The following is a 21538-nucleotide window of genomic DNA, read 5'->3' on the forward strand; positions in this document are numbered from 1 at the left end:
CGTGGGGTTGGGGTGGCCGCCGCCTGCGGGGGGGGGGGGGGCTTTGTGGGGGGGGCCCGTGTGGGGCGGCGCCCCCCCCCACGACCAGCGCGGGCTCACCTACTGGGCGCGTCGGGCGGCGCGCGGCGGCCGGATCGCGCTCCCCGGGCGGCCCGAGCAGCCCGTCCAGCTGGTCGACTCGCGCGACCTCGCCCGCTTCGTGCTGCGGCTCGTCCAGGACGAGCGGCCCGGCGCGTTCCACGCCGTCGGCCCGGCCGAACCGGTCACGCTGGGCGGGGTGATCGCCACCTGCGCCGCGGTCGCCGGCACCGAGGTCGAGGTCGTCCCGGTGTCGCCGGAGACGGCGCCGCCGCCGTTCTTCCCGCTGGTCCGCGAGGCGGCACTCTGGCCCGGCCAGCAGCGCGACGCCTCCCGAGCCCGCGCGGCCGGCCTGCCCACCACTCCGCTCGCGGTCACCGCGGCCGACGTCCTCGCCTGGGACCGCGACCGCGGCGCACCGCCCCTGGGCCACGGCTTCACCGCCGAGGACGAGGCCCGCGTCCTCGCCGCGCTCGACCAGGACGCCCGGTGAACATCACCGCGATGACCCCCGACCACGCCGAGGCCGTCCTCGCCGTCTACCAGGCAGGCATCGACACCGGCGACGCGACCTTCGAGACCGCCGCCCCCGACTGGCCCGCCTTCGACGCCTCCCGCCTGCCCGAGCACCGCCTGGTCGCCCTCGACGACGACGGCACCCTTCTCGGCTGGGCCGCCGTGTCCCGCGTCTCCGCCCGCAGCGCCTACGCGGGCGTCGTCGAGCACTCCGTCTATGTCGCCCCCGCCGCCCACGGGCGCGGCGTCGGGCGCGCTCTCCTGTCGGCCCTGCTCGCCTCCACCGACGCCGCCGGCATCTGGACCGTCCAGGCCGGGATCTTCCCGGAGAACGGCGCGAGCCTCGCCCTCCACCACCGCGCCGGCTTCCGCACCGTCGGCACCCGCGAACGCGTCGGCCGCCTGAACGGCCGCTGGCGCGACGTCGTCCTCGTCGAACGCCGGAGCCCCGCCGTGAACTGATCGATTGTCAGACCCCCGGGCTAGGGTCGGCCCCGAACGACCCGACGAACGGGGGCACAATGACCGCACACGACTCCACGCCGCGCACCACACCGCTCAACAAGCCGCTCACCGAGCCGCTCACCGCCGCCGGGCTCACCGAGGCCTGGCGCTCGATGGGCGTCCGAGAGGGCATGGCGCTCATGGTGCACTCGTCGCTCTCCAGCCTCGGCCGGGTCGAGGGCGGCGCCGACGCCGTCGTCGCGAGCCTGCGCGCGGCCGTCGGGCCCACCGGGACGGTCGTGGTGCCGGCCTTCACCGGGTCCGTCGTCCTCGATCCGCACCCGGAGCACACCGGCGTCCCGACGCCCGAGATCGCCGAACGCCGGGCCGCGGTCCCGCTGTTCCACCCCGCCATGCCGTCGCCGATGGGCGCCATAGCGGAGGCGCTGCGCGCGCTCCCGGAGAGCCTGCGCAGCCCGCACCCGCAGGCGTCGGTCGCGGCCGTCGGAGCCGAGGCCGCGCGGATCACCGCCCGGCAGTCACTCGGCGACGCGGTCGGCCGCGAGTCCCCGTTCGGTGCGCTGCACGAGCTGGACGCGCACGTGCTGCTGCTCGGCGTCGGCCACAACCGGAACACCTTCCTGCACTACGCCGAGTCGCTGGCGCCTGCCCCGCGCCGCAAGCTGCGCCGCTTCCCGATGGCCGTCGCGGGCGAGCGCGTCTGGATCGAGACGATCGACGTGGGCAACGACAACGACACCCACTTCCCGGTCGTGGGCCGGGAGTTCGAGGAGCAGGCGGGCATCCGCCCGGCCCTGGTCGGCACCGCACCCTGCCGCCTGCTCCCGGTCCGGCGCCTCACACCCTTCGCCGTCCGCCGCCTCGGTGAACTGCTGGCGGCGGACGGCGCGGGGTCGGTTCGGCAGTGAGGTCAGCGCTCGCCGCCGCGTGCGTGGCTGTCCTGGATCTTCTGCCAGGACTTCGGCTCGACGACGGCCTGCGGCTCGTCGGCGGTGCCCACCGCGTCCGAGCGCGCGGCGAGCGAGGCCTGCGAGTCCACGCCGGCCTTCGGCGCCGGGCCGACGGCCGGCTTCGACGGGGTGAACAGCCAGGTGGTGAAGAGCTCCCCGAGGTCCTGCCCGGAGATCGTCTCCGCGTACGCCTGGAAGTCCTTGACGCTCGCGTTGCCGTAGCGGTGCTCGGTGGGCCAGCCCTTCAGGATCCGGAAGAAGGCGTCGTCCCCGACGGTGTTGCGCAGCGCCTGGATCGCCACCGCGCCCCGGTCGTAGACGGCGGAGTCGAACTGGTTGTCCGCGCCCGGGTCGCCCGGCTTGATGGTCCAGAACTTGTCTCCGGCCGGGTGCGAGGCGTAGACGTAGTCGGCGAGCTCCTGCGCGGTGCCCTCGCCCTCGTGCTCGGACCACAGGTACTGCGCGTACGACGCGAAGCCCTCGTTGAGCCAGATGTCGCTCCAGTGCGCGACGGAGACGCTGTCGCCGTACCACTGGTGGGCCAGCTCGTGCACGACCACCGAGGTGTTGGAGCCGCGGGCGAACTGCTTGGCGCCGTAGAACACCCGGGTCTGGTTCTCCAGCGCGTAGCCGGCCTTGGAGTTGGGCACGTAGCCGCCGACGGAGCTGAACGGGTACTCGCCGAAGTAGCCGCTGAGCCAGTCGACGAGCTCGCCGGTGCGCTCGACGCTGGCGCGCGCGGCGTCGGCGTTCTCGCCGAGGTCCTTGCTGTACGCGTTGTAGACGGGGATGCCGCTCGCCGTGGTGTCCTGGGTGACGTCGAACTTGCCGACCGCCAGGGTGGCCAGATATGTCGCCTGGGGCTTGTTCTCGCGCCAGGAGAAGCGGGTCCAGCCCGCCTGGGACCTCTTGCTCACGAGGACACCGTTGCTGATCACCTCGTTGCCGTCGGGCACCTGGACGGAGACGTCGAAGGTGGCCTTGTCGCTGGGGTGGTCGTTGCTCGGGAACCACCACCACGCCGCCTCGGGCTCGCCGGCCGCGACCCCGCCGTCCGGGGTGCGCTGCCACGCGGTGAAGCCGTAGCGCTTCACGGTGGACGGCACGCCCTTGTAGCGCACGACCACGGTGACCTGGCTGTCCTTGGCGAGCGGCCGGGCGGGCGTGATCTCCAGCTCCTGCTCCCCGCTGGTGGCGAAGGTGGCCGCCCGCCCGTTGACCCGGACCTCCTGGACGTTCAGCGCGAAGTCCAGGTTGAACCGCGAGAGGTCCTGGGTGGTGGTGGCGAGGATGGTGGTGGTGCCCTCCAGCTCGTCGGTGGCGGGCTGGTACTTCAGCCGGATGTCGTAGTGGGAGACGTGATAGCCGCCGTTGCCGTAAGTCGGGTAGTAGGAGTCGCCGATGCCGGGGGCGCCCGGCTGGAAGTCGGCGGCCGACGCCGGGACGGCGAGGAACAGGGCCATGGCACTCGCGGCGGAGACGATCAGCCTCTTGCGCAACGGGTCCTCCAGGATCGCTGGGACGAAGGGTCGGATCGATCCTTGTCCCGGCAGCCCCGGATCCACTCCCGGATTATGAGATGTTCATGCAAAGAAACAAGCCGAAATGATGCAACCGGCCGAACGCCGGATTTCGGCGCCCTCACGCCCCGAGCGCCACCGGCGCCCGCACCAGCGAGCCGTACTCCGTCCAGGAGCCGTCGTAGTTCTTGACGTGCGGGTACCCCAGCAGTTCGGTCAGGGCGAACCACGTGTGCGCGGACCGCTCCCCGATCCGGCAGTAGGCGATCACCTCGCGCTCCGGCCCCACGCCCCGGCCCCCGTACAGCGCCCGCAGCTCCTCCGCCGAGCGGAACGACCCGTCGTCGTTGGCCGCCTGCGACCAGGGGATGTTCAGCGCGCCGGGGATGTGACCGGGCACCTGCGCCTGCTCCTGCGGCAGGTGCGGCGGCGCGATCAGCTCGCCCCGGAACTCGGCCGGCGAGCGGACGTCCACCAGAACCGCGTCCGTGCCCGGCTTCGCGAACACCTCGGCCTTGCCCAGCACTTCGTCCCGCAGCGCACGCAGCTCCGGCCGCTCGGGCCCGGTCAGCCGGTACGAGGTGTGCTGGTAGTCCATGACCTCGTGGGTGAGCTCGCGCCCCTCCAGCTCCCACTTCTTCCGCCCGCCGTCCAGCAGCCGCACCGGCCCGAACCCGCGCAGCCGCAGCAGCCAGTACGCGTACGCGGCGAACCAGTTGTTGTTGCCGCCGTACAGCACGACGGTCGTGTCGTCCTCCACCCCGGCCGCGCGCAGCAGGTACTGGACGCCCGCCCGGTCGACGTAGTCGCGGCCGACGCTGCTGTGCAGGTCGGTGGCCCAGTTCCAGCCGACCGCGCCGGGGATGTGGTCCCGCTCGTACGCGCTGGTGTCCTCGTCCACCTCGACGACCCTGACGGTGCCGTCGTCCAGGTGGTGGGCCAGCCAGTCGGTGCGGACCAGCGCCTCGGGGTGGGCGTAGCCGTTGCCGGTCATCCCAGGCCTCCTTCGTTCTGCCCAGGCTGCGGCGCCCGACCACGGGGCACGACGAGGCGCCGGCGACCGGGCCGGACAGTTCGACGCTACGCCGACCGCCCGGCCCCGGCCACCTCACCCGTCGCCGCCGGTCAGGAGAAGATGACCGAGCGCAGCTTCAGCTTGTCGCCGAGCTTCTTGCCCGGGTTCATGACGTAGAAGACGTCCCCGTCGCAGTGGGCGTCGAGGAACACCGTGGCCGTCGAGCTCGTGAGGTTCTCCGGCGCGAAGGCCGGGCCGTTCCCGAGTTCCGGAAGGTCGATGCACACGCGGCTCTCCGGATCGGCCAGGCCGGTCAGCACCCCGGGGCCGACCTTGTAGAGGAAATCGCCGGTGGCGGCGCCGGCGGAGGTCGGAACGGCGAGAACGAGGGCGATGGCGCTGGCGGAGGCCAGTACGGCATTGCGGAGACGCATGATTGAGGGCCTTTCAGGTGGTACCCGGCGGTACCTGGTGAATTGGTGCGAGATCACCCTATGGGCCCAAAAAGCGCAGAAACGGTTCTTCCAATCCACCTTTTCGAGTGGTTTAAGCAAGCAAACCGCTACCCGCCGCACCGGCCACCGCCACCACCGCCCTCAGTTCGGCGGGGCCGTGAAGAAGTACCCCGAGTCGACCAGCACCGGCAGGTACGCCTTGATCGCCGCCACCGTCTGCGACCGGTCCCCGCCGCCGTCGTGGTTGAGCACGATCGAGCCGGGCCGGACGTCCTTGAGGATGGTGTCGATGATCGCCGACGTCCCCGGCCTGGCCCAGTCGCGCGGGTCCACCGACCAGGCCATGTTCCGCAGCCCCAGGTCGGCGGCGATCCGCAGCGAGGCGTCCGACCAGTCCCCGCCGGGCGCGCGGAACCAGGTCGGCTGCCGGCCGGTGGTCCGCAGGAGCAGGTCCGAGGTGCGCTCCAGCTCGTCCTTGACCTTCGAATCGGACATGTGCCGCAGGTCCGGGTGGGTCCAGGTGTGGTTGGCGATGTGGTGGCCGCGGTCCGCGATCTCCCGCACCAGGGCCGGGTGTTCGACGGCGTTCTCCCCGATCAGGAAGAACGTCGCCCGGATCCCGTACTTCTGGAGCAGGTCGAGGACGGCCGGCGTGTACCGCGGGTCCGGGCCGTCGTCGATGGTGAGCGCCACGACCTTCCGTGACGGGTCCAGCTCGTACACCGGCTTGCTCTCCGCCTGGGTGAGCACCTTGTGCACGGGCTGGACGGGCTGCGCGGCCTGCGTGGCCTGCGCACTCGGCGAGCCCGTCGCGGTCGGCGAGGGAGCCCTCGACGGGGTCGCGGACGGCGGCGCGGTGGGCGAGGCCGTGGGCGAGGCCCACTGCGAGGGGGACCCGATCGGCGCCGCCCCGACCGCGCCCGCCTCGGCGGCGTCCGGCACAGGTGGCGCCGGGGGCGGATCCGCACCGTCGAAGGGGTTCTGACAGCCCGCCGCCCCGAGCAGCGACATTCCGGCCGCGACGAGCAGCAGCCGGCGGGACGGGCGGCCCGATCCGGACCCGGGGCCAGGGTTCGTAGTAATCCGAGAGGTAATCAGACGATCTGACAGCATGGTGGATGCTTCCCCCGCCCGGAACCCCGGCTCCCGGTCGGCACCCCCGACGGACCTGATCACCACTCCGACGGCCCAAGGGCACCGGCCTTCCCCCACCGGACGCACAGGTTCCACACAGGCCCGCTACGCTGGCCCCCTCCAGTGTGATGATCTGCCATCAGAGGACGTGGCCATGACGACAAGTCAGGACTTCCCGGACCGGGAGCAGCACGAGGACGAGCCCGCCGAGCTGAGCCAGTGGGAACGTTTCGGCGTCGACACCACCACTCCCCACTCGGCCCGCGTCTACGACCACTGGCTGGGCGGCAAGACCAACTTCCCGCCCGACCGCGCCATGGCCGAGGCCATCGAGCAGGCCGTGCCCAGCATCAAGGAGATGGCCAGGGCCAACCGCGCCTTCCAGGGCCGGGCCGTGCGCCACCTCGCCCGCGAGCACGGCATCCGCCAGTTCCTCGACCTCGGCACCGGCATCCCGACCTCGCCCAACACCCACGAGATCGCCGAGGAGGTCAGCCCCGGCACCCGCGTGGTGTACGTCGACAACGACCCGATCGTGCTCGCCCACGCCCGCGCCCTGATGGTCTCCACCCCGGCCAGCCGCACCACCTACATCCACGCCGACCTGCGCAAGCCCGAGGAACTGCTCTCCGACCCGGCGCTCACCGCGACCCTCGACCTGGACCGGCCGGTCGGCCTGCTGATGATCGCCGTGCTGATGCTGATCGCCGACGAGGACGACCCGTGGGGCCGGGTCGCCGCGCTGCGCGACGCCCTGCCCTCCGGCAGCTGCCTCGCGCTCACCACCCCCACCCAGGACTTCGACCCGGTGGCCGTCGGCCAGGTCACCGAGGCCGCCCGGGCCGGCGGGATGACCCTCGTGCCGCGCACCCGCGACGACGTCGTGCGCTTCTTCGACGGCTGGGACCTCGTCGAGCCGGGCGTCACCCCCGTCCTCGCATGGCGCCCGGACGGCCCGCCGCCGGCCAACCCGTGGGCCGCGTACTACTGGGGCGGCGTCGCGATCAAGCGCTGAGCGAGCGCACCCGCCACCGCACCCGCGACCGCACCCGCATCCGCACCGACCCGCGTCCCGGCTGCCGCACCACTCACGTCAGCTCACTTCAGCAGCCGGGACAGCCGCCGGTCCGCCAGCGGCTTCCCGCCGGTCTGGCAGGTCGGGCAGTACTGCAGCGAGGAGTCCGCGAACGACACCTCGCGCACGGTGTCCCCGCACACCGGGCACGGCTGCCCGGTGCGGCCGTGCACCCGCATCCCCAGCTTCTTCTCCGCCTTCAGCTCCCCCGCCGCGAGCCCGCGCGAGCGCTCCACCGCGTCGCGCAGCGTGTCGCCGAGCGCCGCGTACAGCCGCGCCGTCTCCTCGTCGGTCAGGCTCGACGCCAGCTTGAACGGCGACATCCGGGCCGCGTGCAGCACCTCGTCCGAATAGGCGTTGCCCACGCCCGCCAGCACGGTCTGGTCCCGCAGGACGCCCTTGAGCTGCCGCCGCTCGCCGCTCAGCAGCGCGGCGAAGGACTCCGGGGTGAAGCCCGGGTCCAGCGGGTCCGGGCCGAGCCGGGCCACCCCGGGCACCTCGGCCGGGTCGCGGACGACGTGGACGGCGAGCCCCTTCTTCGTCCCGGCCTCGGTGAGGTCGAAGCCGTCCCCGGCCTCGCCGGCCAGGCGCACCCGCAGCGCGAGCGGGTTCTTCGGGCTCGGGTGCGGCGGTTCGGCGGGCAGGCCGTCCTTCCAGCGCAGCCACCCGGCGCGGGCCAGGTGGATGACGAGGTGCAGGCCGCCAGCCTCGATGTCCAGGAACTTCCCGTGCCGCGCGACCGACCCGACCGTCAGCCCCTCCAGGGCGGTGACCGGCGGGTCGTACGTCTTCAGCGCGCTGATCGCCACCGGCTGCACCCGGGCGACGACCCGCCCGGTCAGCCGTTCGCGCAGGAAGGCGCACAGCGCCTCGACCTCGGGCAGCTCCGGCATGCGCCCAGTCTCCCGCACGGCCCCGCACCCCGCGCGCCGGCGGGTGCGCCCCCGTGCGCCCTTTGCCCGCGGCCGCTCCGGAGCGCAGGCTGGAACCACTCCACGATCAACCGGCGGAGCGACCAACCGCAGGAGGTCCGGTCCAGTCATGACCATGCTGGAGGAGCAGATCGACATAGCAGCCCCCGTCCTCGCCGCCTGGGAGCAGCTGCACCGGGTGCACGACTACCCGCAGTTCGTCGACGGGGTGCGCAGCGCCTACCCGCACGGACGGAACCTCGCCCACCTCGGGGTGGCGATCGGGGGCTCCGAGCGGGACGTCGAGACCGAGATCACCGACCGCGGCCGGGGCCGGGTGATGGCCTGGCGGACGCTCGACGGGGTCCGGCTGCGCGGCGCGTTCGCCCTGCTGCCCATCGACGCGGGGCACACCCGCCTGCAGATCCGGGTGGAGTACGACCCGGACGCCGTCCACGAGGCCTTCGGCGGGCCGCGCGGCTTCGCCCAGGCCGGGGCGATCGAGCGGGCCGTGCGGGGCGACCTCGAACACTTCCGGGACCTGGTCGAGGCGCGGGTCGCCGCCGCCCGGTGATCGCCGCGAAGCGTCCCCCGCGATCGCGTAAGGACGGTATAAGCCCAGCTCAGCGGCCATGGTGAGGCTCCCCACAGGGGGCCGTCGGCCGGACCGTTCGGGTTTCAACCTGTGGCAGACTCGGGTGCGATGCACTACTCCGGCCCGGTCACCAGGACACTCCGCGCGGCGGTCTTCGCCGCGCTGGTCGTGCTGCTCGCCGGGCTCGGCCAGGTGCTCGTCACCGGCCGGCCGCTGCCCGCCGGCACGCTGGCCGTCGCCTCCGCCGCCGTCTTCGCGGTGGCCTTCGCGCTCGCCGGCCGCGAGCGCGGCTACCCGGCGGTCGCCGCGGTGTTCCTGCCGCTGGAGCTGGGCGTGAGCGCGCTGTTCGGCTACGCCCAGGCGAGCTGTCCGTCCCTGCCGCCCGGCGCCACCCGCGGCTTCGAGCCGCTGCTGTGCGGCGGCGGGTCCCTGGGCGGCCTCCTGCTCGGGCACGGAGTCTCCCCGCACACCGGGCTGGCGCTGCTCCTGCTGCTGCACACGGCGATCGGGCTGGCCGGCGCGTTCTGGCTGCGCCGCGCGGACGCCGCGCTGGCCGGCCTGGCCCACTCGGCGCGGATGACGGCCGAGTTCCTGCACCGCCACCTGCCGGCCGCCGCCCGTCTGCTGCCGCTGCTCTCGGCGCCCGTCCCGGCCCGTCCGGTGGTCCGGGTGCCCTTCCCGCGGGCCAGCCGGGTCCGCGTCCCGGCCGAGGACGTCGTGCTCGGCCCCGCCGTGCGGCGCGGTCCGCCGGTGTTCGCCCCGGCCGGCTGAGCGACCCCTCCCACGGTCGCGGCCGGTCCTCTCACCGCGCGCCGGATCCCCGCGCGCCCGCCCTTCCGCACGCCCGCGCGCCCTCTTCCGCTGGCCCGCGAGCACCCGAGAGCACAGGACGACACCCCATGAGCAACTCCCGCAAGAGCAGCACCAGGACCTCCGCCACCGACCGCATGCGCGCCGCCCGCGAGCAGGCCGAGCGCGCGGACCGGGTCCGCCGCCGCGTCGTGGTCGGCGCCGCCTCCGTCGCCCTGCTCGCGATCGTGGGCGGCGTGGCCTTCGCCGTGAACGGCTCCTCCGGCTCCTCCGGCGGCTCCGCGAGCGGCCCGCTGGTCGTCCCGGCCAACGCCGGCGGCACCAACGGCACCGTGATCACCTACGGCAAGGCCGACGCCCCGCACACCCTGGAGATCTACGAGGACTTCCGCTGCCCGTTCTGCGAGCAGTTGGAGACCACCACCGGAACGGCGATCCAGCAGCTCGCCGACGCCGGCACGTACAAGATCGAGTACCACCTGGCGACGTTCCTGGACGACAACCTCGGTGGCAAGGGCTCGCGCACCGCGCTGGCCGCCGCCGGCGCCGCGCTCAACGAGGGCGTGGACAAGTTCAAGGCCTTCCACGACGTGCTCTACAAGAACCAGCCCGACGAGCGCACCGACGGCTTCGGCGACACCAACAAGATCCTCGACCTGGCCGGCCAGGTGCCGGGCCTGAAGACCGACGCCTTCGTCAAGGCCGTCCAGGACGGCACCTACGCGCCGTGGGCGGCCAAGGTGAACGAGGAGTTCAACAAGAGCGACGTCACCGGCACCCCGACCGTCAAGCTGGACGGCAAGAAGCTGGACGTCCTCACCGGCGGGAAGGCCGTCAGCCCCGAGCAGTTCACCGCGATGGTCAAGCAGGTGACCGGGTGACGGCCGCCCCCGCCGGGCGGACGTACGGCGCGGGCCGGCCGTTCGCCTGGCTGCTGCTGATCGGCGGCGCGGTCGGCCTGTTCGCCTCGGCGGTCCTCACGCTGGACAAGCTCCGGCTGCTGAAGGACCCGTCGTACGTCCCCAGTTGCAACATCAACCCGATCATCAGCTGCGGCTCGATCATGCGCAGCGAGCAGGCCGAGGCCTTCGGCTTCCCCAACTCGCTGCTCGGCCTGGCCGGTTTCGCCGTCGTGGCGGCGATCGGCGCGGGCCTGCTCGCGGGGGCGGCGTACCGGCGCTGGTTCTGGCTCGGCCTCCAGGCCGGGACGCTGTTCGGGATCGGCTTCGTGACCTGGCTGATGTACCAGGCGCTCTACCGGATCGGCGCGCTCTGCCCGTACTGCATGGTGGTGTGGGCCACGATGATCCCCCTGTTCTGGTACACGACGCTGCACAACCTGCGCTCGGGGATCATCCCGGTCGGGCGCGGGCTGCGGCCGGTGGTGCGGGAGGCGGCGCGCTACCACTGGGTGGTGCCGGTGCTCTGGTACGCGGTGATCGCGCTGCTGGTGCTCAACCGGTTCTGGTACTACTGGAGCACCCTGCTCTGACCTGCCGCGCCTCCGCCCCCTCGACCCCAAGCACTGTCCGGAGGGGGCGCAGGCGCGACCCGCCGTCAGAACTCGACCGGCGGGAAGGTGAACGCGGCCACCTCGGCCAGGAGTTCGGCCTTCCGGTCGTCGTCGATGAAGGACGCGCGGAAGGAGTTCGCGGCGAGCAGCCGCAGGGTCTCCGGCTCCAGCGCCAGGGCCTGCTGGACGGCCCGGAAGTTGTCGTCGACGTAGCCGCCGAAGTAGGCCGGGTCGTCGGAGTTGACGGTGACCAGCAGCCCGGCGTCCAGCATCTCCCGCAGCGGGTGGTCGGCGAGCGTGTCGACGCACCGCAGGCGGACGTTGGACAGCGGGCACAGGGTCAGCGGCACCTGCTCGCGGACCAGGCGGGCCACCAGCTCGCCGTCCTCCAGGCAGCGCAGCCCGTGGTCGATCCGCTCGACGCCCAGCACGTCCAGCGCCTCCGTGACGTACCCGGCCGGCCCCTCCTCCCCGGCGTGGGCGACACGGCGCAGCCCGGCCTCGGCCGCGCGCCGGTACACCTCGCGGAACTTGGCCGGCGGGTTGCCGACCTCGGCCGAGTCGAGGCCGATCCCCGCGATCCGGTCGAAGTACGGGCGCGCGGCCTCGAAGGTCTCCAGCGCCGAGTCGGCGGACTCGTCCCGCAGGAAGCACATGATCAGCTGGGTGCTGATGCCGTACCGCTCCGCACTGCGTCCGAGCGCGCGGGTGAGCCCGTCCACGACGACGCCGATCGGCACGCCGCGCGCGGTGTGCGCCTGCGGGTCGAAGAAGATCTCCGCGTGCCGGACCCCCTGCTCCGCGGCGCGGGCGAGGTAGGCGTCGGCGAGGTCCGCGAAGTCCTCCTCCGTGCGCAGCACGGCCATCAGCGCGTAGTACAGGTCCAGGAAGGACTGCAGATCGCTGAACGAGTAGGCCTCGCGGAGCTCCTCGGTGTCGGCGTACGGCAGCGCGACGCCGTTGCGGTCCGCGAGGGCGAACGCGAGCTCGGGCTCCAGCGTGCCTTCGATGTGCAGGTGGAGTTCGGCCTTGGGAAGGGGCATGAGCGATCCGTCCGCGCGGTTTCTGTGGAAACGAAGGATTCATCCTACGTCTCATGGCGAGGCTCGATGATCACAGCCTGCCCGGACCCGCGGCGCGGCGCCCACCCCGAGATGCCGCCCGTCACCCGAACGCGTGTACTGGAGCGGGTAGCCGGGCACCGGGTACAAGGGGGGCATTTCGCCGAGGAGGTACGGACATGCGGCACGCCACCGCCCCGCAGCTCAGGCCCGAGGGCGTCTCCCCGCACGCGCTGGGCAACGACATCCTGCTGCACGAGCTGGAACAGCTGCACCGCACACGCCACGAGACGTTCCTGTACGGCTCCGAGGAGGCGCTCAAGCGCCACACCCTGCGTACCGGCCAGCTGGAGGCCGAGTACCTGCACCGCTTCCCGAACCGCCTGGTGACGGCCGGCCGCACCCGGGCCGGGGCCCGTGCGCGCGAGGCCGCCGCCCGGGTCGAGTCGCTGCCCGAGTAGCCCGCGCCGGCCGTCCCCACGCACCGCCCGGCCGTCCCCGCCCACCGCCCGGCAGGACACGCCGGGCGGCGGTGGCGTGTCCGGGGACGGTCGGTCGGGCAGGTTTGGGCACAGGCCCTTCCCCGACACCCTGGGAGCCCCCCGCATGCCCATCGCAAGCGTCAACCCCGCGACCGGCGAGATCCTGCAGACCTTCGAACCCCTCGACGCGGCCGGCCTCGACCGGCGCCTGGCCCTCGCCGAGGCCGCCTTCCACAGCTACCGGACCACCGGTTTCGCCTCCCGCGCCGCGCTGCTGCGCCGGGCCGCCGACCTGCTCGACCAGGACCAGGAGGCGATCGCCCGCACGATGACCGAGGAGATGGGCAAGCCGCTCACCGCGGCCAGGGCCGAGGCCGCCAAGTGCGCGAAGGCGATGCGCTGGTACGCCGACAACGCCGAGGCGCTGCTCGCCGACGAGCACCCGGCCCCGGCCGACGTCGCCGACTCGGGCGCCGCCCGCGCCTACGTCCGCTACCGCCCGATCGGCGCAGTGCTGGCCGTCATGCCGTGGAACTTCCCGTTCTGGCAGGTGATCCGGTTCGCCGCGCCCGCGCTGATGGCCGGCAACGTCGGCCTGCTCAAGCACGCCTCCAACGTGCCCCGCACGGCCGTCGCGCTGGAGGAGCTGTTCCGCCGGGCCGGCTTCCCCGAGGGCTGCTTCCAGACCCTGCTGATCGGTTCCGGCGCGGTCGAGGGCGTGATCCGGGACCGCCGGGTGGCCGCGGTGACCCTCACCGGCAGCGAGCCGGCCGGGCGGGCGGTCGCCGCCACCGCGGCCGACGAGGTCAAGAAGGCCGTGCTGGAACTCGGCGGCAGCGACCCGTACGTGGTGATGCCGTCCGCCGACCTCGACGCGGCCGTCCGCACCGCCGTCCGGGCCCGGGCGCAGAACAACGGCCAGTCCTGCATCGCCGCGAAGCGCTTCATCGTCCACACCGACGTCTACGACGCCTTCACCGCCGGCTTCAGCGAGGCGATGCGCGCCCTGCGGGTCGGCGACCCGATGGACGAGGCCACCGACGTCGGCCCGCTCGCCAGCCGCCAGGGCCGGGACGACCTGGAGGAACTCGTCGAGGACGCGCGCTCCCACGGCGCCCGGGTCGAGTGCGGCGGCGGGCGCCCCGAGGGCTGGGACACCGGGTACTTCTACGAGCCGACGGTGCTCACCGGCATCACCCCGGCCATGCGGATCCACCTGGAGGAGACCTTCGGGCCGGTCGCCACCGTCTACCGCGTCGCCGACCTCGACGAGGCCGTCGCCCTCGCCAACGACACGCCGTTCGGCCTGAGTTCCAACGTCTGGACGACGGACGCGGCGGAGCAGGAGCGCTTCGTGCGCGACATCCAGGCGGGCGGGGTGTTCTTCAACGGCATGACCGCCTCCCACCCGGCGCTGCCGTTCGGCGGCGTCAAGCGCTCCGGGTTCGGGCGGGAGCTGTCGGGGCACGGGATCCGGGAGTTCTGCAACGTCACCACGGTGTGGATCGGCTGAGCCCGCCCGGATCCCGCGCCTGCGCGGCCGGGGTCAGGCGGCCATCCGGTGCCTGCCCCGGCCGGGCGTCGTCATCCAGCGGGCGACCACGCCCACCAGCGCGATGAAGGTCAGGCCCCAGAAGATGGCCAGCACGGCGAGCACGACCTCCTGGGACACCTGCACCGCGACCATGCAGAAGCCGATCGAGAGCGCGACCATGATCGTCACGGCGGTCGGGCTGAGGCTCAGCAGCCAGTGCCAGGCCCGGTGGCCCCAGCTCGGGTCCGCCGGGGCGTCGGGGCCGGTGTCGAGTTCCTTGTAGGTCAGCAGGTCCATGGGGATCGCCTCCCGTCGTCGGTCGGGAAAGTCGGAAAGGGGGAAGTCGGGAAAAGGGGACTGCCTGGTCCGCGGACCTCCCCGCACGGCCTATGAGGCCTTGCGGGGGGCCGCGGTCTTGCGGGTGGCCGTCTTGCCGGTCGTCGTCTCGCCTGTCGTCGTCTTGCCGGTCGTCGTCTTGCGGGCGGTGGTCTTGCGGGCGGTGGTCTTCGTCGCGGCGGCCTCGGGTTGCGCGGACGCCGTCTTCTTCGCCGGGGCGGCCCGCTTGCGCGGCGGCGCGGGCCCCTCCCCCGCGGGCCCGTCGCCGCCGTGCGCGACCTTGGCCTGCTTGAGGCTGCTGCGCAGCGCCTCCATCAGGTCGATCACGTTGTCGGGCGCCTCGCCGGGCTCCTCCTCGTGCGGGATCTCGACGCCCTCCAGGCGGGCCTGGACGACCTGCTGCAGGGCCAGCTGGTAGTCGTCGTGGAGCTGGGAGAGGTCGAAGTCCTCGGAGAGCGTCTCCATCAGCGACCGGGCCATCTTCAGCTCCTGCGGCCGTACCTTGACGTCCTCCTCCGGCGCGATCCCGGCCGCCGGGCGCACCTCGTCGGGCCAGATGCAGGTCTGCAGCACGAGGGTGCCGTCGTGCACGCGCAGCACCGCGGGCGACTCCCGGGTGCGCAGCGCGATCTTGGTGACGGCGATCTGGCCGGACTCGACGAGCGCGTCGCGCAGCAGGGCGTACGGCTTGGCCGCGCCCTTGTCGGCGACGCCGACGTAGTAGGCCTTGGAGAACATCAGCGGGTCGATCTCGGTGGCATCGACGAAGGCCAGCACGTCGATGATCTTCTTGCTGGGCAGCGGGAGATCGGCCAGGTCCTCGTCGGTGAGGGTGACGGTCCGGCCGTCGGGCGACTCGTAGCCCTTGGCGATCTCCGCGTACGGGACCTCCTTCTCCTCCCGCTCGCAGTACCGCTTCATCCGCACCCGTCCGCCGTCCTTGGCGTGCACCTGGTGCAGTGCGACGTCGTGCTCCTGCGTCGCCGAGTACAGGTGAACGGGGATGCTGACCAGCCCGAAGCTGATCGTCCCCTTCCAGGTGGTCTGCATGGGCATGAGGGCCACCCCTTCCGGAGAATCCCACTCTGCCCGGATTTGCCCCGTTCGGCCACACCGGGTCGACAATGGCCCGGAGGAGGCGGGTGCCGATGACTGTCGACGGGCGGGAGCACTGCACGCCACCGCCGGAGCGGACGACGTACCGGGTGGCGTACGCCGTCCACGGGGTGCCCGGGGTGCGACGGGCGGAGGTGGCCCTGCTCCCCGGCCACGCGCAGGAGAGCGACATCCCCCGGATCCTCGCGGCCCGCCTCACCGGACGGCCGGCGGACGCGCGCCGGATCGTCGTCCTGGAACTGCGAGAGGCATAGACCTCCCATCCCGGAAAACCCTCACGCGATCTGACGCTGCGTCAGATTTGAGGCTTCCACGTCACCTTTGCACCCCATCTGACCTGCGCTTTCTCGTCCGCTTACCGAACAGTTATCGAGGCCTTGTTCCGATACTCGGGCGTAGAAGTTAGGTTGCACCGCAATGCGCGGGTCTGTCCCCACAAACCCTCCGGCGAGACGAGCCGAGGGTCACACCGCGCGGGAAAGGCAAAAGGGCACCCTTGATGAGTGCGGACACCACCAAGCCGGCGACGACGGCGAAGGTCCCCCACCAGGCGGGACCGGACGGGCACGGCGGGCACGGCGGCGACGGCCACCTGAAGGCCGGGCTCAAGAACCGCCACCTGTCGATGATCGCCATCGGCGGCGTGATCGGCGCCGGCCTGTTCGTCGGCTCCGGCGCGGGCATCGCGGCCACCGGCCCCGGCATCCTGCTCTCCTACGCGCTGGCCGGCCTGCTGGTCGTGCTGGTGATGCGGATGCTCGGCGAGATGGCCGCGGCCGACCCGCAGAGCGGCTCGTTCTCGGCGTACGCGGACCGCGCGCTCGGCCGCTGGGCCGGGTTCAGCATCGGCTGGCTGTACTGGTTCTTCTGGGTCGTGGTGCTCGCGGTCGAGGCGACCGCCGGCGCGAAGATCCTCAACCACTGGATGCCCGGCGTGCCGCAGTGGGCGTTCGCGCTGATCGTGATGGCGGTGCTCACCGCCACCAACCTCGCCTCGGTGTCGTCCTACGGCGAGTTCGAGTTCTGGTTCGCCGGGATCAAGGTCGTCGCGATCGCCGCGTTCCTGGTGATCGGCATCCTCGCCGTGTTCGGCCTGCTGCCCGGCACCCACTCGGTCGGCACCAGCAACCTCACCGGCCACGGCGGCTTCCTGCCGCACGGCGTCGGCGCGGTGTTCACCGGCATGCTCACCGTCGTGTTCGCGTTCATGGGCAGCGAGATCGTCACGCTCGCCGCCGGCGAGTCCGAGGACCCGGAGAAGGCCGTCACCAAGGCCACCAACAGCGTGATCTGGCGCATCGGCGTCTTCTACCTGGGCTCGATCCTGCTCGTCGTCACCCTGCTGCCCTGGGACTCCGCCGAGGTCAAGGCCAGCCCGTACGTCGCGGTGCTGAACCACGTGGGCATCCCGCACGCCGGCCAGGTGATGGACGTGATCGTGCTGACGGCCGTCCTGTCCTGCCTCAACTCCGGGATGTACACGGCCTCCCGGATGGCCTTCTCGCTCGGCCAGCGCGGCGACGCGCCCAAGGCGTTCGCGACCGTCACCAAGCGCGGCGTGCCGCGGGTCGCGATCCTGGCCTCGGTGGTGTTCGGCTTCATCGCCGTCTTCTTCAACTACACCTCCCCCGACACGGTGTTCGCGTTCCTGCTGAACTCCTCCGGCGCGGTCGCGCTCTTCGTGTGGCTGGTGATCTGCGGCACCCAGCTGCGGATGCGCAAGATCATCGAGCGCGAGATGCCCGAGCGGCTGACCGTGCGGATGTGGCTGTACCCGTACCTGACCTGGACCGCGATCGGCATGATCGGGTTCGTGATGGCGTACATGTTCACCGACTCCGACGGGCGCAAGCAGATGTACCTGTCGCTGGTCGCCGCGGCGATCGTGCTCGCGGCCTCGGCCGTGGTGGGCCGTCGGCGGCGGGCCGCGGTGGCGGCGGATTCCTGAGCCGTCCGCCCCGCGCGTGAGGAACGCCGGGCCCGGGAGCCGTTGCGGAGGCTCCCGGGCCCGGTCCGCGTTCCAGGGGCTCCGCCCCGCGCTTGAGCGGCAGCCTTGAACGGCAGCCTTGAACGGCGGTGTTGAACGGCGGCTTGAGCGGCGGCTTGAGCGGCGACTCGTTTGACGGGTCTACGTCAATGGGGATACCCCGGCATGGCGCTTCCCCCTCGGAGCGCACCCCCACCGTCACCGGGAGGCCCCGTGCCGCTCCCCCGCGTTCCCTCGCCTGCTCCCTCCCCCGCCCCCATCCCCGTCTCCGCCCGGCTGCGCTTCGGCCACCGGCTGCGGCACTGGCGCGAGGTCCACCGCCTCAGCCAGGCCGAACTCGGCCGCCGGCTCGGCTACGACGACTCCCTCATCAGCCGGATCGAGAACGCCCGCCGCTGGCCGCCGCCCGGACTCGCCGTCCGCGCCGACGCACTGCTCGGCACCGGCGGCGAACTCACCGAGCTCTGGCAGCCCGTGCGGCAGGAACGCGAACACCTCGGCGCACTCGGCCCGCTCGGCGCGCCCGGGGCCGCCGGCGCCGTCCGGCCCGACGCGGCCGCCCTCGACGTCCAGAGCGGCCTGCTGGCCGTCTACCGCGCCGCCCTCGGCCACATCGGCGGCGAGGACCTCACCGCCGTCCTCGAACACCACGCCCGCATCCTGGCCGGCTGGCGGCCGGACGCCCGCGTCCTCGCCCTCGCCGCCCGCTACGCCGAGCTCGCCGGCTGGGCCCACTTCGACGGCGACCGCCCCACCCGCGCCCTCGCCTGGTACGGGCGCGGGCTCGCGTGGGCCCGCGCCGCCGACGACCGGGCCGCCGTCGCCGACCTGCTCGCCCGGCAGAGCTCGGTGCACTGGTGGAACGGCGACCCCACGACCGCCCTGGCCCTCGCCGGCGCCGCCCGCTCCGCCGCACTCCTCCTGCCCGCCCGGCCCGGCGTCCAGGCCTGGGCCGCCCTCGCCGAGGCCCACGCGTACGGCCGCGCCGGTGCCGCCCCAGACGCCCTGCGCGCCCTCGCCGACGCCGAGCGGCTGACCGCGGCGGCCCTGCGCGCGGGCGAACCGAGCCCGTGGCTCGCGCGCGCCCACCTCGTCCTGACCGTCGCCCACGGCACGTGCCACCGCGACCTCGCCGCGAGCCTCGGCCGCCCGTCCCACGCCCGCAGCGCCGCGGCCCACCTGAGCACCGCGCTCACCCAGCTGCCACCCTCCACCCACCCCCACGACCACGCCCTCGTCACGGCCCGCCTGGCCACCGCCCACGCCCACGCGGGCGAGCCGGAGGCCGCGACCGCCCTCCTCGCCCACCTGCCGGCCACCCCGACGGGCCGCACCACCCACGAGGCCCGACGGGCCCGCAGCCTGCTGTCGCGCGTCCCGACCCCCTGAACCGGGGCGCCCGCCCTCGCCCCGTTCGGGGACCACCCACGCCAACGGGCCGCACCACACCAGACCCACGCCCTCACCGCCCCGGCAGACCGCCGCGCCCACACCCCCCGCCCAGGGACCACCCACGCCAACGGGCCGCACCACACCAGACCCACGCCCTCACCGCCCCGGCAGACCACCACGCCCGCACGCCCCGCCCAGGGACCACCCACGCCAACGGGCCGCACCACACCAGACCCACGCCCTCACCGCCCCGGCAGACCGCCACGCCCGCACCCCCCGCTCGGGGACCACCCACGCCAACGGGCCGCACCCGACCAAACCCACGCCCTCACCCCCCGGCAGACCGCCACGCCCGCACCCCCTTCTTGGCCCACTCCCTCCCTTTCCTCCGCACGCGCCGGCGCCCGGGGGCCGAGGACCCGCTCCCGGGCGCCTCTCCGCATCCCCGGTCAGAGGGTGGCCGCGGCCGCCGCGATGTCGGCGGCGTAGGTGCTCACCTTGGTGTAGACGCCGGGGTAGCCCGGTCGGGCGCAGCCGTTGCCCCAGCTGACGATGCCGACCTGGACGGGCCGCCCGGCCGAGTCGGCCCGGAACATCGGGCCGCCGGAGTCGCCCTGGCAGGTGTCGACGCCGCCCTGGTCGACGTAGCCCGCGCACAGCGAGGCCGAGGTGACGAGGTTCGGGTAGGCGGTCGTGCAGGCCGCGTCGTCCACGTGCGGCACGGTGGCCTTCAGGAGGTACTGCTGCTGGTCGCCGCCCTCGGTGGCCGCGCCCCAGCCCACGATGGTGAAGGTGCCGTCGTCGTACGCGGTGGAGTCGGTGACCGGCAGCGTGGCGACCTGTGCGCCGCCGACCGGCGCGCTCAGCTTGATGAGTGCCCAGTCGTTGCCGTTCTCCGCGCCGCTGAAGGCGGGCGACTGGTACACGTACGCGGACTGCGCGGTGATGGCGTCGGGGCTGTTGAGGTCGACGACGCCGAGTGTGGCCGTGATGGTCGTGTCGGCGCCGGTGCCGTTCACGCAGTGCGCGGCGGTGAGGACGATCTGCGGGCTGTAGAGCGCGCCGCCGCAGCCCATCGAGAGCCGCACCATGAACGGGAACTCGCCCTGCGCGGCCTGCGTGCCGCCGACGACCGTCTGGGACGGCGTCGGGGCGGCCGCGGCGGGCAGGGCCGTCATGCCCGCCGCGAACACGAATCCGGCCAACAGACCGACGATCCTTCCGAATTGACGCTTCATCGATACCTCCTGGACAGGTCGGGAGGATCGAGCGTGGCGCGCCGCGGCGGCGCGGCAGGAGGGGTCGGGCCCTGCCAGCCCGGCTTGGCAGGAACACAGCAAGGCGGGATTCCACCACATTCCGGTGACGATCCGACCACTCTCCGCCGAACTCCGCCCGCCAAACATGTGAGGCCGCCCACAGGGGTTTCCCCATCTACGACTCTCCGTAGCAGAAGCCCCGCACCGGGCGCCCGACCCGCTTGATCCCGGGCCCGCCCGGCGCCTCACCCCACCTGAAGAACGCAGGCCACCATGCCGTTCCCCCTCTGGATCACCGTCCGCAACCGGCCCGCAACCTCCAGCCGAACAACTCGGGCAATCCACTCAAAACGGGCGACCACCCCCCGCCGCACCCACTACCCGGCGTAGTAGCGAGCGCCTTTGCCACCCGTCCCCGGCCCTGCCAAGAATGGCTCGTCGCCAGGCAGCGCCGACGGTCCCACCGCCGCGCCGCCCGGCCCGCCCCGCCGGTTCCGCCGGGGCGCCGCGGCCGTCCGAGGACGGTCGTGTGATGCCACCCGACGGAAAAGGACCTTCCGCAGTCATGCCGCTCAGCCATGCCCGCCGCAATTCCCTGATCACCGGTGTCGCCACCCTCGTCGTGGCGAGTGCCGCCACCGCCGCACTGGCGATCCCGCAGGCCGGCGACACGGCCGAGGCCGCCACCCCGGTCGCCGCCGTCTCGGTCGCCGACCAGGCCGCCCAGGCGCCGCAGACCCCGCAGGCCGACCCCGCCGCGCAGGCCCAGGCCGACGCCGCCGCGGCCGCCCAGGCGCAGGCCCAGGCCGCCGCCCAGGCGCAGGCCGAGGCCGACGCGAAGGCCCAGGCGGACGCCAAGGCGAAGGCCGACGCCGACGCCGCCGCGTCCCGCTCCCAGCAGCGCCAGACCCTCAGCGCCGCCCCCGCGGCCCCCACCGGCACCCCGCAGCAGATCGCCGCCCAGCTCGTGCCCGCCGGCCAGCTCCAGTGCTTCAGCAACATCGTCTCCCGCGAGAGCACCTGGAACCCCCTCGCCGTCAACGCCTCCTCCGGCGCCTACGGCCTCGTCCAGGCCCTCCCCGGCTCCAAGATGGCCTCCGCCGGCTCCGACTGGCGCACCAACCCCGCGACCCAGATCAAGTGGGGCCTGGACTACATGAACTCCCGCTACGGCAGCCCCTGCGGCGCGTGGTCCTTCTGGCAGACCCACCACTGGTACTGATCCGGCCGCCGGCACCGAACCGGCCCCTCCGGCACCCCCACGGGCCCGCGGCGCACAGCGCGTCGCGGGCCCGTGCCGTTCGGATACGGCCAGGTTTCTGGCGTGGACGCGT

24 protein-coding genes are annotated in these 21538 nt (G+C 73.3%); 15 read left to right on the forward strand and 9 right to left on the reverse strand.

The annotated features are described in order from the left end of the window. Window positions 1-58 precede the first annotated feature (58 nt). Genes ACFV4F_RS29020 through ACFV4F_RS29030 form a run of 3 tightly spaced genes read left to right on the forward strand, consistent with a single transcriptional unit; the run spans window position 59 to window position 1967 of the window. Entirely contained in the window at window positions 59-571 is a 513-nt protein-coding gene (locus tag ACFV4F_RS29020) for a hypothetical protein (protein ID WP_380506793.1), read from the forward strand. An 11-nt stretch (window positions 572-582) separates the two neighbouring features. Then, window positions 583-1056 (forward strand): GNAT family N-acetyltransferase, encoded by a 474-nt coding sequence (locus ACFV4F_RS29025; protein WP_380506852.1) that lies wholly within the window; start codon window positions 583-585, stop codon window positions 1054-1056. A gap of 59 nt (window positions 1057-1115) precedes the next feature. After that, window positions 1116-1967, forward strand: a complete 852-nt coding sequence (locus ACFV4F_RS29030; protein ID WP_380506796.1) for an aminoglycoside N(3)-acetyltransferase — start codon at window positions 1116-1118, stop codon at window positions 1965-1967. Window positions 1968-1969: 2 nt separating this feature from the next. On the opposite strand, the gene ACFV4F_RS29035 is transcribed toward ACFV4F_RS29030, so the two are convergent. The 4 genes from ACFV4F_RS29035 to ACFV4F_RS29050 form a co-directional block, all read right to left on the reverse strand. After that, window positions 1970-3508: a M1 family metallopeptidase gene (locus ACFV4F_RS29035; RefSeq protein ID WP_380506799.1), complete on the reverse strand. Its 1539-nt coding sequence runs from the start codon at window positions 3506-3508 to the stop codon at window positions 1970-1972. A gap of 142 nt (window positions 3509-3650) precedes the next feature. Further along, window positions 3651-4523 carry a sulfurtransferase gene (locus ACFV4F_RS29040; protein ID WP_380443227.1) on the reverse strand — a complete coding sequence of 291 codons (873 nt, stop codon included), beginning with the start codon at window positions 4521-4523 and terminating at the stop codon, window positions 3651-3653. 131 nt (window positions 4524-4654) lie between these two features. Further along, the gene (locus tag ACFV4F_RS29045; protein WP_380443225.1) at window positions 4655-4978 is read right to left on the reverse strand and encodes a hypothetical protein; all 324 of its coding nucleotides are present in this window, start codon (window positions 4976-4978) and stop codon (window positions 4655-4657) included. 162 nt (window positions 4979-5140) lie between these two features. Then, window positions 5141-5758, reverse strand: a complete 618-nt coding sequence (locus ACFV4F_RS29050) for a polysaccharide deacetylase family protein (RefSeq protein WP_380506802.1) — start codon at window positions 5756-5758, stop codon at window positions 5141-5143. On the opposite strand from ACFV4F_RS29050, the gene ACFV4F_RS29055 reads away from it, so the two are divergent. After that, window positions 5742-5984 (forward strand): hypothetical protein, encoded by a 243-nt coding sequence (locus tag ACFV4F_RS29055; RefSeq protein WP_380506805.1) that lies wholly within the window; start codon window positions 5742-5744, stop codon window positions 5982-5984. The genes ACFV4F_RS29050 and ACFV4F_RS29055 overlap by 17 nt on opposite strands. 303 nt (window positions 5985-6287) lie before the next feature. Beyond that, the gene (locus tag ACFV4F_RS29060) at window positions 6288-7148 is read left to right on the forward strand and encodes an SAM-dependent methyltransferase (protein ID WP_380497318.1); all 861 of its coding nucleotides are present in this window, start codon (window positions 6288-6290) and stop codon (window positions 7146-7148) included. Between the two features lie 83 nt (window positions 7149-7231). Here the strand turns inward: ACFV4F_RS29060 and ACFV4F_RS29065 are convergent, their stop codons facing one another. After that, window positions 7232-8101, reverse strand: a complete 870-nt coding sequence (locus ACFV4F_RS29065; RefSeq protein ID WP_380443219.1) for an Fpg/Nei family DNA glycosylase — start codon at window positions 8099-8101, stop codon at window positions 7232-7234. 148 nt (window positions 8102-8249) lie between these two features. On the opposite strand from ACFV4F_RS29065, the gene ACFV4F_RS29070 reads away from it, so the two are divergent. The 4 genes from ACFV4F_RS29070 to ACFV4F_RS29085 all read left to right on the forward strand — a co-directional run bounded on the left by ACFV4F_RS29070 (window position 8250) and on the right by ACFV4F_RS29085 (window position 11016). After that, window positions 8250-8693: an SRPBCC family protein gene (locus tag ACFV4F_RS29070; RefSeq protein ID WP_380443217.1), complete on the forward strand. Its 444-nt coding sequence runs from the start codon at window positions 8250-8252 to the stop codon at window positions 8691-8693. A gap of 129 nt (window positions 8694-8822) precedes the next feature. After that, window positions 8823-9485: a hypothetical protein gene (locus tag ACFV4F_RS29075; protein ID WP_380506808.1), complete on the forward strand. Its 663-nt coding sequence runs from the start codon at window positions 8823-8825 to the stop codon at window positions 9483-9485. A 128-nt stretch (window positions 9486-9613) separates the two neighbouring features. After that, window positions 9614-10405 carry a DsbA family protein gene (locus ACFV4F_RS29080; protein ID WP_380497315.1) on the forward strand — a complete coding sequence of 264 codons (792 nt, stop codon included), beginning with the start codon at window positions 9614-9616 and terminating at the stop codon, window positions 10403-10405. After that, entirely contained in the window at window positions 10402-11016 is a 615-nt protein-coding gene (locus ACFV4F_RS29085) for a vitamin K epoxide reductase family protein (RefSeq protein WP_380443211.1), read from the forward strand. Before ACFV4F_RS29080 ends, ACFV4F_RS29085 begins: the two co-directional genes overlap by 4 nt. A gap of 65 nt (window positions 11017-11081) precedes the next feature. Here ACFV4F_RS29085 and ACFV4F_RS29090 read toward each other — a convergent pair whose 3' ends face one another. Next, entirely contained in the window at window positions 11082-12080 is a 999-nt protein-coding gene (locus ACFV4F_RS29090) for an adenosine deaminase (RefSeq protein WP_380443209.1), read from the reverse strand. A 197-nt stretch (window positions 12081-12277) separates the two neighbouring features. On the opposite strand from ACFV4F_RS29090, the gene ACFV4F_RS29095 reads away from it, so the two are divergent. After that, complete coding sequence (locus ACFV4F_RS29095) at window positions 12278-12559, forward strand: DUF6158 family protein (protein WP_380443207.1); 282 nt, start codon at window positions 12278-12280, stop codon at window positions 12557-12559. Between the two features lie 145 nt (window positions 12560-12704). Continuing rightward, complete coding sequence (locus tag ACFV4F_RS29100) at window positions 12705-14093, forward strand: NADP-dependent succinic semialdehyde dehydrogenase (RefSeq protein ID WP_380443205.1); 1389 nt, start codon at window positions 12705-12707, stop codon at window positions 14091-14093. 33 nt (window positions 14094-14126) lie between these two features. Here ACFV4F_RS29100 and ACFV4F_RS29105 read toward each other — a convergent pair whose 3' ends face one another. Further along, window positions 14127-14411 (reverse strand): hypothetical protein, encoded by a 285-nt coding sequence (locus ACFV4F_RS29105; RefSeq protein ID WP_380506811.1) that lies wholly within the window; start codon window positions 14409-14411, stop codon window positions 14127-14129. A 90-nt stretch (window positions 14412-14501) separates the two neighbouring features. Then, complete coding sequence (locus tag ACFV4F_RS29110) at window positions 14502-15500, reverse strand: Ku protein (RefSeq protein ID WP_380506854.1); 999 nt, start codon at window positions 15498-15500, stop codon at window positions 14502-14504. Window positions 15501-15598: 98 nt separating this feature from the next. Between ACFV4F_RS29110 and ACFV4F_RS29115 the strand changes: the two genes are divergently transcribed. From ACFV4F_RS29115 to ACFV4F_RS29125, 3 genes are all read left to right on the forward strand, one after another. After that, entirely contained in the window at window positions 15599-15820 is a 222-nt protein-coding gene (locus tag ACFV4F_RS29115) for a hypothetical protein (protein ID WP_380506814.1), read from the forward strand. 245 nt (window positions 15821-16065) lie between these two features. Next, entirely contained in the window at window positions 16066-17514 is a 1449-nt protein-coding gene (locus tag ACFV4F_RS29120; protein ID WP_380443199.1) for an amino acid permease, read from the forward strand. 252 nt (window positions 17515-17766) lie between these two features. Beyond that, window positions 17767-18942, forward strand: coding sequence for a helix-turn-helix domain-containing protein (locus ACFV4F_RS29125; protein ID WP_380506816.1), 1176 nt, complete (start codon window positions 17767-17769; stop codon window positions 18940-18942). A 452-nt stretch (window positions 18943-19394) separates the two neighbouring features. Here the strand turns inward: ACFV4F_RS29125 and ACFV4F_RS29130 are convergent, their stop codons facing one another. Then, window positions 19395-20183, reverse strand: a complete 789-nt coding sequence (locus ACFV4F_RS29130) for a serine protease (protein ID WP_380443195.1) — start codon at window positions 20181-20183, stop codon at window positions 19395-19397. Between the two features lie 586 nt (window positions 20184-20769). Here ACFV4F_RS29130 and ACFV4F_RS29135 point away from each other — a divergent pair. Further along, window positions 20770-21426 carry a transglycosylase SLT domain-containing protein gene (locus ACFV4F_RS29135; protein ID WP_380506819.1) on the forward strand — a complete coding sequence of 219 codons (657 nt, stop codon included), beginning with the start codon at window positions 20770-20772 and terminating at the stop codon, window positions 21424-21426. The last annotated feature ends 112 nt before the right edge of the window (window positions 21427-21538 follow it).

The organism is Kitasatospora sp. NPDC059722, from assembly GCF_042733235.1.
Classification (GTDB): domain Bacteria; phylum Actinomycetota; class Actinomycetes; order Streptomycetales; family Streptomycetaceae; genus Kitasatospora.